The organism is Achromobacter sp. UBA5777, assembly GCF_002418565.1.
GTDB classification, from domain to species: domain Bacteria; phylum Pseudomonadota; class Gammaproteobacteria; order Burkholderiales; family Burkholderiaceae_B; genus Achromobacter; species Achromobacter animicus.
Genome location: NZ_DIEJ01000258.1, coordinates 1 through 8,056 on the forward strand (window position 1 = coordinate 1; position 8,056 = coordinate 8,056).

Below are 8,056 nucleotides of genomic sequence, written 5' to 3' on the forward strand. Positions count from 1 at the left end.
CACGGTGGCGCCGCGCGGGCGGCGGTTGGGTTCGATGGCGTGGGCAAAGAGGGCGTCGCCGTCACGCGCGACGATCAGCCGGTCCTGCGGCGCGCGACCGCGTGTGTACTGCGGCAGATCGTCCAGCTGCACGTCGAAAAAGCGCGTCACCGGCAGGCCGATCAGGTCATGCGGATTGCGCCAGTCCAGCCCCGCGGCGCGCGCCAGCAGCTTGGCGCCGCTATGCGTCATGCCGAGCACGCGGCCGGCCCCGTCCAGCGAAATGGCGGCTTCCGGATCCACATCCAGGAATTCTGGCGAGCGGGCAAAGCGCAGCACCCATTCGTTGCGCGTGCGCGCCATCAGGTTGGCGAGCTCGATGCGCCGCGTGGTGCTGTTGACCAGATGCAGCGCCAGATTCTGGCTGGCCTTCAGGCTGGGCGAACTGAGCAGCGAGATGTCCAGCACGGCGGCCAGCTCGCCGTCGGCGCTGTAGATGGGCGCGGCGGTGCAGGACAGCGGCGTGTGTGTGTTGTCGAAGTGATCGGTCTGGTGGATGGTGAGCGCTTCGCCCGTTTCCAGGCAGGCGCCAACCGCGCAGGTGCCGGCGCGCTGCTCCGACCATTCCGACCCCAGATACAGCCCGGCCTTGCGCAGTTGGGCGGTCTGCTGGGCATCGCCCAGAAATTCCACGGTGACGCCTTGCCGGTCGGCCAGCAGCAGCACGTAGTTCTGGCCGGCCACCTGCCGGAACAGGTGATCCAGCCCGCTGCGGGCGATGGCGATCAGAGCTTCGGATTGCTGGCGGTGTTCACGCAGGCGGCCGTCCGGGACGATGTAGGCCTCGCAGGCGTGGGACGGGTCGAGGCGGTACTGATCCAGGCAGCGCAACCAGCTGCGCACGACATGCGCGTCGCGCTGCGTGGGCAGGCCCTGGCCGACCTGTTCGATTTCGCGGATATGGGCGGAGTGCAGGGATTCCTGACTGGGCATGTCGTCTCCAGGGTTCGCCCGATCTGCGCCGGATCAACGGGCAGCATGCCCAAGCGGAGACGCCGCTGTAAATGCTGGTTATCCAGCAGTCCGTTGGTCCCAGCAGACGGCACGCCGGGCCTCCAGATCCGGCCTTGCAATCCGGCCCTGATTCCGCCCTCAAGTCGGCTTGCGACCGCCTACAGATCCACCCGCACCTTGCCCGACTGCACCAGGCCGGCGACATCCCGGATCTCTGCGAGCAGCGCGTCCTGCAACTGCGCGGGCGTGCCGCCGGTGGGCTCGAAACCTTGCTCAGCCAGCTTGGCGTGCACGGACTCGGTTTTCAGGGCGCGGTTGATGCCCTGGTTCAAGGCGGAAACCGTCGCCTCGGGCGTTCCCGCCGCGCAATAGGTGCCGAACTGGATCTGCGCCGAAAATCCCGCAAAGCCGCTTTCGGCGACAGTGGGAATGTCCGGGTATTTGGGCAGTCGCTCCGGGCTGGTCACGGCCAGCACGCGCAGGCGGCCGCTCTTCAGGTAGGGCTCGACCGCGGCGACGGTGGCCACCACCACCTGGATCTGGCCGCCCAGCAGGTCGGTCATCATCGGGCCGGTGCCGCGATACGGCACGTGCAGCATCTCCATCCCGCACGCGGCCTGCAGCAGCTCGGTGGCCAGGTGCTGCGGCGTCGCGTTGCCCGGGGTGCCGAAGGTCAGCCCCTTGGGCTCGCGCCGCGCCTGCGCCACCAGTTCGGCGATCGTCTTGGCCGGCAGGTCGCTGTTGACCGCCACCATGTAAGGCGAACGCGCGATGGGGCAGACGGGGGCCAACTGTTTCAGCACCTCTTCGGGCGGCCGGGCGTAGTAGCGCACCGACGGTACCAGGCCAGCGAACAGCAGCATGCTGCCGTCCTTGGCGCCATTGGCCGTGTAGTCCGCGCCCAGCATGCCGCTGGCGCCGGGTTTGTTCTCGACGATGACCGAGCGTTCCAGCGCGCCTTCCAGCGACGCGGCGATGACGCGGCCCAGCACGTCGGTGCCGCCGCCCGGCGGGAAGGGCACGATCACGCGCAGGGGCTGTTCGCGGGCGACGGCCAGGCGGGTGACGGTGGCGCCCAGCGGGGCCAGCGACATTGCCGCCAGCGTCTTGATGAGGGTTCTGCGGTCCATGTGTCTTGTCTCCGTCCCCGCATCGTGGCGGGGTGTCGCGCATCGTCTCTGTCAGGGCGGACGATTTCGGGTTCTGGGGATTGCGGTTGATGCGGTGTCGTCGGCTACGCCTTTGCGGAATGCGTCGGCGTTGAATCCGCCTGTGTTGAATTCGTCAGCGTGGCTTGCGTCTGCATGGATTGCGCCTGCGCCGGATGCGCCGACACAAAGCTGCGCAGCGCGGCCGCCACCGTGCCGGGTTCCTCTACCGGCAGCATATGACGCTGTCCGGGCGCCACGCGAGCGCACGCCCGCGGCAGCGCGCGCGCCAGCTCCCGCGTCATGCGCGGGTTGGAGCCAACATCGTTCTCGCCCGTCATGACCAGCACAGGGCAGGCAATGTCCGGTGCGGCCTGCGCCAGCAGCGGATCGCCCAGCGCGAACAGCGCGTAGGCGGACAGGAAGCTTTCGCGGTCGTTCTCCAGCAGGCGCTGTTCGATCTGCGCCACGCGCGCGGGCCTCTCCGCTTGAAACGCCGGCGTGAACCAGCGCGTCAAGGACACCTTGGCGGCCTCCTGCGGGTCCTGCGTGGCGGCCGACGCCAGCCGAGCGCGCACCGCCGCGGCTTCTTCTTGCGTGCGGCGAAACACGGTGCTCAGCAGCACCAGCCGGCCGACGCGCTCGGGGCGGGCCGCCGCATAGGCGCCCGCGATGAGGCCGCCCATGGAATAACCCAGCACGGTCGCCTGTTGCCAGCCCACGGCGTCCAGTTCCGCGTCCAGTTGCGCAATGAAGTCCTGAATGTCCGCCTGGCCGCGCAACGCGGGCGCGGCGCCGTGGCCCAGCAGGTCATAGCGCAGCACGTCGAAATCCGGCTCCAGCAAAGGAACAAGGTCATCCCACAGCGTGTGGTCCAGGCCGACGCCATGCAAGAGGACCAGGGGTTCGCCGCGGCCGGCGCGCCGCCGTTGCGTATTCATTTTGCGCGCGCCTCCTGCGCTTCCTGTTCCAGTTCCTTCAGGTCCGAATAGCGGTTGCCGATGCGGTGATGCGGACGGCCCGAGGTGGCCGCGCCCAGCGCGATCACGATCTCGTCCGGCGCCGGTGCGTCGTTGATGGTGGTCTGCACCGTCAGGTAATGCGAGCGCAGGCCTTCGTCCAGCTTGTGCATCAGCGGCACCGAGATCACGCAGCCGGGGCCGCCGCGCATGTTGGTGAAGCTGAGATAGCTGGTGCCGCCCACCGCGTTGCGGTAGAAGTTGCCGAAACGCAGCGTGTGGATCAGCGCGGACGCGTGTTCGACCTCGCCGGCGGTGCCCACCACGGCGGCCTTGCCGTAGGCCTCGATGTTGTCCGCCGATCCGGCCTGACGCAGGATCTCGCTGACCAAGAGTTCGCCCAGCGGCGGCGCGGCTTCCAGGATGCCGGGCCGCAGATCTTCCTGGAACGGCAGGCCGGCCCACGGATTGCGGATCACGGCGGCGGCCACGATCATCACCAGCGGGCGTTCGGCTGCGCGGCCGCCTTCGATGAGGGTTTTCTCGACGTAACTGACTACCTTGCGCACTTGCAGTGACATACGCGCTGCTCCGAAAGCTGGGGGATGAATGACGAGTCCATTGTTCGACTCGCAACGCGTTTTTGACAATCCAAATTAACGTGAGCTAACTTCAAAAAATCCGAATTCGATCCGGCCGATGTCATGCCCACGCCCCTGAAAATCCAGCACCTGCGCCAGTTCCTGATGGCCGCCGACCACGGCAGTTTTCGGGTCGCCGCGCAAGGCACGTTCCGGTCGCAGGCGGCCGTGTCCGCCGCCATGCAGGATCTGGAGCAGCAGCTGGGCGCGCCGCTCTTCGAACCCGGCAAGCGCGCCCAGTTAACCGCGCTGGGCCAGTCGGTGGCGCCGTTGTTCCGCGAGCTGCTGGCCACGCATGACCGCGTGCTGGATGCGGCGCGGCAGTTCGGCATGGGCAGCCAGGGGCCCGTGGCGCTGGCCGTCATGCCGTCGCTGGCCGACGAATGGCTGCCCCGCCTGTTGGAACGCTATGCACGCAGCCATCCGGACATCCGCATTCGCGCGCTGGATGAAACGTCGCCCGAGGTGCATAGGCTGGTGCTGTCGGGAGAGGTGCAGGTGGGCGTGGCTGGACAATCCCCGCGCACGGCCGAGGTGGCCTTCACCCCGGTGGCGCGCGACGCCTTTGGGCTGGTCTGCAAGAAGAGCCACCCGCTCGCGCGGCGGCGGGGACCCGTGTCATGGGCGTCGCTGGCGGATGAACGCCTGATCGGCAACGCCACCTTCGAAACGCTGAAGAATCGTCAACTCGGCAGCGGCATCGATGACCCGGCGATCGTGGTGTCCAACCGCGCGTCGCTGTTGGCCAGCGTGGTGGGCGGCCTGGGCGTGACAGTGCTGCCGGTGCTGGCGCGGCCCGCGGCGGGCAGTGGGCTGGCCTTCGTGCCGTTGGTGGAGCCCGTGGTCGAGCGCATCGTCGGCGTGCTGACGCGCAAGGAAGAGACGCTGCTGCCCTCGGTGGCCGCGATGCACGCGCTGGCGCTGCGGTCGCTGGCGCAGTTCACGCGCCGCAAGGGCGCGGTGCTGGTGTAGGCGGAACGCGGTCAGCCGGGTTGCGGACCCGCGTCACCCTCCGCACGCGTAGATCATGAATTGCCGGAAGGCCTCGGCCGGCTTGGCCATGGCCGCGCGCGGATGCCACAACAGGCCGGCTTCCATGGGCGGCACGGCGTCGGTGATGGGCACCGCTTCGATCTTGCGGCCCTCGAGCGACCACGGCCGGTAGACCATATCCGACAGCATCGTGACGCCAAAGCCATGCGCGACCAGCCCCCGCAGCGCCTCCATCGACCGCGTCCTGAAAGCTATGTCCGGCTGCAGGCCGTGGCTGCGCCAGTAGCCCAGCGTGGATCGTTCGCCCTCATCCATTTCCAGCAGGATGTACGGATAGTGGGCAATGTCGGCCAGCGACGGCGCGGCGGCCTGTGTCAGCGGATGCCCGGCCGCCGTCCACAACTGACGCCGCGACCGCACCAGCACGTGATGGCCGAAGCGCTCGCGTTTGTCGACGTTGGACAGCAGCGCCACGCCCAGCTCCACGTCGCCACTCGTCACGGCCTGTTCGATCTCGGGGCGGTCCAGGTCGACCAGATCCAGCACTACGTCGGGATAGCGCCGCCGGAACCGAGCCAGCAGATCGGGCAGAAAGTACCCCAGCACCGTATACGAGGCCGCGATGCGCACCGACCCGCGCAACGCATACCGCTGAAACCCTGGCTCGCGCAGCGCGTCATCCAGCGAATCGAGCACGTCACGCGCGCGCTGGTGGAAGTTGTGGCCCTCGGGCGTCAACGTCACCCCGTGCGCGTGGCGGTCGAACAGGCGCACGCCCAGTTGCGCCTCCAGCGCCAGCACGGCGTTGGTCACGGCCGATTGGGACACGTGTTCGTCGGCCGCCGCCATCGAAAACCGCCCGGTGCGGGCGGCGGCGGCGAAGTACCGGAGTTGGCGAAGCGTGACTTCATTAGCCATGTGTTTTTCACATACCAGCTAGTCGAATATATGAATATACGATGTCTGCGCGCCTTCCTACACTGCGGAAAACACGTAAATGCCCGCACCGCAGATTGCTGGAGACAACCCCATGAACGCCCCTCTACCTCCCGGCGTGGCCGACACCCATGGCCTGTCGCTGGACGACAAATACGCGCAGCCCACCGGCCGCGTCTACCTGAGCGGCACGCAGGCGCTGGTGCGCCTGCCGCTGATGCAGAAGCAGCGCGACCAGCAGGCCGGTTTGAATACCGCAGGCTATGTGTCCGGTTACCGGGGCTCGCCGCTGGGCGGTCTGGATCAGGCGCTGTGGAAAGCCAAGCGCCATCTGAAGGCCAACGACGTGGTGTTCCAGCCCGGCCTGAACGAGGACCTGGCGGCAACCGCGGTGTGGGGATCGCAGCAGCTCAATCTGTTCCCCGGTGCGCAGCGCGATGGCGTGTTTGGCATGTGGTACGGCAAGGGGCCGGGTGTGGACAGGTCGGTGGACGTGCTCAAGCACGCCAATTCGGCCGGCACGTCCGCCCATGGCGGGGTGCTGATGCTGGCGGGCGACGATCATGCCGCCAAGTCGTCGTCGGTGGCGCACCAGTCGGAACACGTGCTGATCGCCAGCGGCATTCCTGTGCTGTACCCCTCGAACGTGCAGGAGTACCTGGACTACGGCCTGCATGGCTGGGCCATGAGCCGTCACACCGGTCTGTGGGTGGCGATGAAATGCGTGACGGATGTGGTGGAATCCAGCGCCTCGGTCGACGTGGACCCGTCGCGCGTGCAGATCGTGCTGCCTGAAGACAGTGTGCCGCCAGGCGGCCTGAACATCCGCTGGCCGGATTCGCCGCTGGCGCAGGAGGCGCGGTTGCTGGACCACAAGTGGTACGCGGCGCTGGCCTACGTGCGGGCCAACAAGCTGAACCGCGTGGTGCTGGATTCGCCCAATGCCCACTTCGGCATCATGACGGCCGGCAAGGCCTATCTGGACGTGCGCCAGGCATTGAACGATCTGGGCCTGGACGAAGCGGCCTGTGCACAGGCCGGCATCCGCGTGCTGAAGGTGGGCTGCATCTGGCCGCTGGATGCGCAGGACGCGCGCGAATTCGCCACCGGCCTAAAGGAAATTCTGGTTGTCGAGGAGAAGCGCCAGATCCTGGAATACGCGCTGAAGGAAGAACTCTACAACTGGCGCGACGACGTACGGCCGCGCGTGTATGGCAAGTTTGACGAACGCGAAAACGGCGGCGGCGAATGGTCCACGCCGCGCGGCGGATGGCTGCTGCCGGCGCGCTATGAGCTGTCCCCCGCGCTGATCGCCCGCGCCATCGCCGCGCGCCTTGAAAAAGCCGATCTGTCCGACGCACTGCGCGCCCGCATCGCGGCGCGCCTGGCCGTGATCGACGCCAAAGAGCGCGAGGCCAGCCGTCCCACGCTGGTCGAAGAGCGCAAGCCCTGGTTCTGTTCCGGCTGTCCGCACAACACGTCCACCCGCGTGCCGGAAGGATCGCGCGCGGTCGCCGGCATCGGCTGCCATTACATGGCGATGTGGATGGACCGCAATACCGACACCTTCAGCCAGATGGGCGGGGAGGGCGTGGCGTGGCTGGGCCAGAAGGACTTCACGTCCGAGCGCCACATCTTTGCCAACCTGGGCGACGGCACGTATTTTCATTCGGGTCTGCTCGCCATCCGCGCGGCCATCGCGGCCCGCGCGCGCATCACCTACAAGATCCTTTACAACGACGCCGTGGCCATGACGGGCGGGCAGCCCGTGGACGGTGTGCTGACCGTGCCGCAGATCGCGGCGCAGATGCTGGCCGAAGGCGTCGTCAAGACGGTGGTGGTGACGGACGAGCCGGACAAGTACACGGGCGCGCTGACCTTGCCGGCCGGCATCGAGGTGCACCACCGCAAGGCGCTGGACGACGTGCAGCGCGCGCTGCGCGACATCGACGGCGCCACCGTGCTGATCTACGACCAGACCTGCGCCACCGAGAAGCGCCGCCGCCGCAAGCGCGGGGATTATCCCGACCCGGCCAAGCGCGCCTTCATCAACGAAGCGGTCTGCGAAGGCTGCGGCGATTGCTCGGTGCAGTCGAACTGCCTGTCGGTCGAACCGCTGGATACGCCGCTGGGCACGAAGCGGCGCATCAACCAGTCGTCGTGCAACAAGGACTTCTCGTGCGTGGAGGGCTTCTGCCCCAGCTTCGTGACGGCCGAAGGCGCGGTGCCGCGCAAGCCCGGCAAGCAGGGCGGCGCGCCCGCGCTACCCGAGGCCCCGCTGCCCGAGCGCGCCGATATCGCACCGGGCGCCGCGTATCGCGTGGTGGTCGCCGGCGTGGGCGGCACGGGTGTGGTGACGGTCGGCGCGCTGATCGGCGCGGCCGCG

At 68.0% G+C, this 8,056-nt stretch carries 7 protein-coding genes; 2 read left to right on the forward strand and 5 right to left on the reverse strand.

Annotation, left to right across the window (positions count from 1 at the left end; all coding sequences use genetic code 11):
* The 4 genes from B3446_RS22320 to B3446_RS22335 all read right to left on the reverse strand — a co-directional run.
* The coding region (locus B3446_RS22320) for a sigma-54-dependent Fis family transcriptional regulator (protein WP_291385088.1) at positions 1 to 972 on the reverse strand (972 nt) is incomplete at its 3' end.
* 179 nt (positions 973 to 1,151) lie between these two features.
* Positions 1,152 to 2,123, reverse strand: a complete 972-nt coding sequence (locus B3446_RS22325; RefSeq protein WP_291385090.1) for a Bug family tripartite tricarboxylate transporter substrate binding protein — start codon at positions 2,121 to 2,123, stop codon at positions 1,152 to 1,154.
* Between the two features lie 104 nt (positions 2,124 to 2,227).
* A complete protein-coding gene (locus B3446_RS22330; protein ID WP_291385092.1) occupies positions 2,228 to 3,082 on the reverse strand; it encodes an alpha/beta fold hydrolase in 855 nt (284 codons plus the stop codon).
* Positions 3,079 to 3,681, reverse strand: coding sequence for an amino acid synthesis family protein (locus B3446_RS22335; protein ID WP_175122426.1), 603 nt, complete (start codon positions 3,679 to 3,681; stop codon positions 3,079 to 3,081). Before B3446_RS22335 ends, B3446_RS22330 begins: the two co-directional genes overlap by 4 nt.
* Before the next feature lie 123 nt (positions 3,682 to 3,804).
* Here B3446_RS22335 and B3446_RS22340 point away from each other — a divergent pair, with 123 nt between their 5' ends.
* Positions 3,805 to 4,713 carry a LysR family transcriptional regulator gene (locus tag B3446_RS22340; RefSeq protein ID WP_175184716.1) on the forward strand — a complete coding sequence of 303 codons (909 nt, stop codon included), beginning with the start codon at positions 3,805 to 3,807 and terminating at the stop codon, positions 4,711 to 4,713.
* Between the two features lie 33 nt (positions 4,714 to 4,746).
* Here the strand turns inward: B3446_RS22340 and B3446_RS22345 are convergent, their stop codons facing one another.
* The gene (locus tag B3446_RS22345; RefSeq protein ID WP_191579099.1) at positions 4,747 to 5,652 is read right to left on the reverse strand and encodes a LysR family transcriptional regulator; all 906 of its coding nucleotides are present in this window, start codon (positions 5,650 to 5,652) and stop codon (positions 4,747 to 4,749) included.
* 112 nt (positions 5,653 to 5,764) lie between these two features.
* Here B3446_RS22345 and B3446_RS22350 point away from each other — a divergent pair.
* Positions 5,765 to 8,056, forward strand: a 2,292-nt coding sequence (locus B3446_RS22350; protein ID WP_291385096.1) for an indolepyruvate ferredoxin oxidoreductase family protein, incomplete at its 3' end; no start/stop codon positions are given.

Bases quoted from the DNA above. Each gene is read 5' to 3' on its own strand.
- B3446_RS22345 (WP_191579099.1), bottom strand. From the start codon at position 5,652: ATGGCTAATGAAGTCACGCTTCGCCAACTCCGGTACTTCGCCGCCGCC.
- B3446_RS22325 (WP_291385090.1), bottom strand. From the start codon at position 2,123: ATGGACCGCAGAACCCTCATCAAGACGCTGGCGGCAATGTCGCTGGCC.
- B3446_RS22335 (WP_175122426.1), bottom strand. From the start codon at position 3,681: ATGTCACTGCAAGTGCGCAAGGTAGTCAGTTACGTCGAGAAAACCCTC.
- B3446_RS22340 (WP_175184716.1), top strand. From the start codon at position 3,805: ATGCCCACGCCCCTGAAAATCCAGCACCTGCGCCAGTTCCTGATGGCC.
- B3446_RS22330 (WP_291385092.1), bottom strand. From the start codon at position 3,082: ATGAATACGCAACGGCGGCGCGCCGGCCGCGGCGAACCCCTGGTCCTC.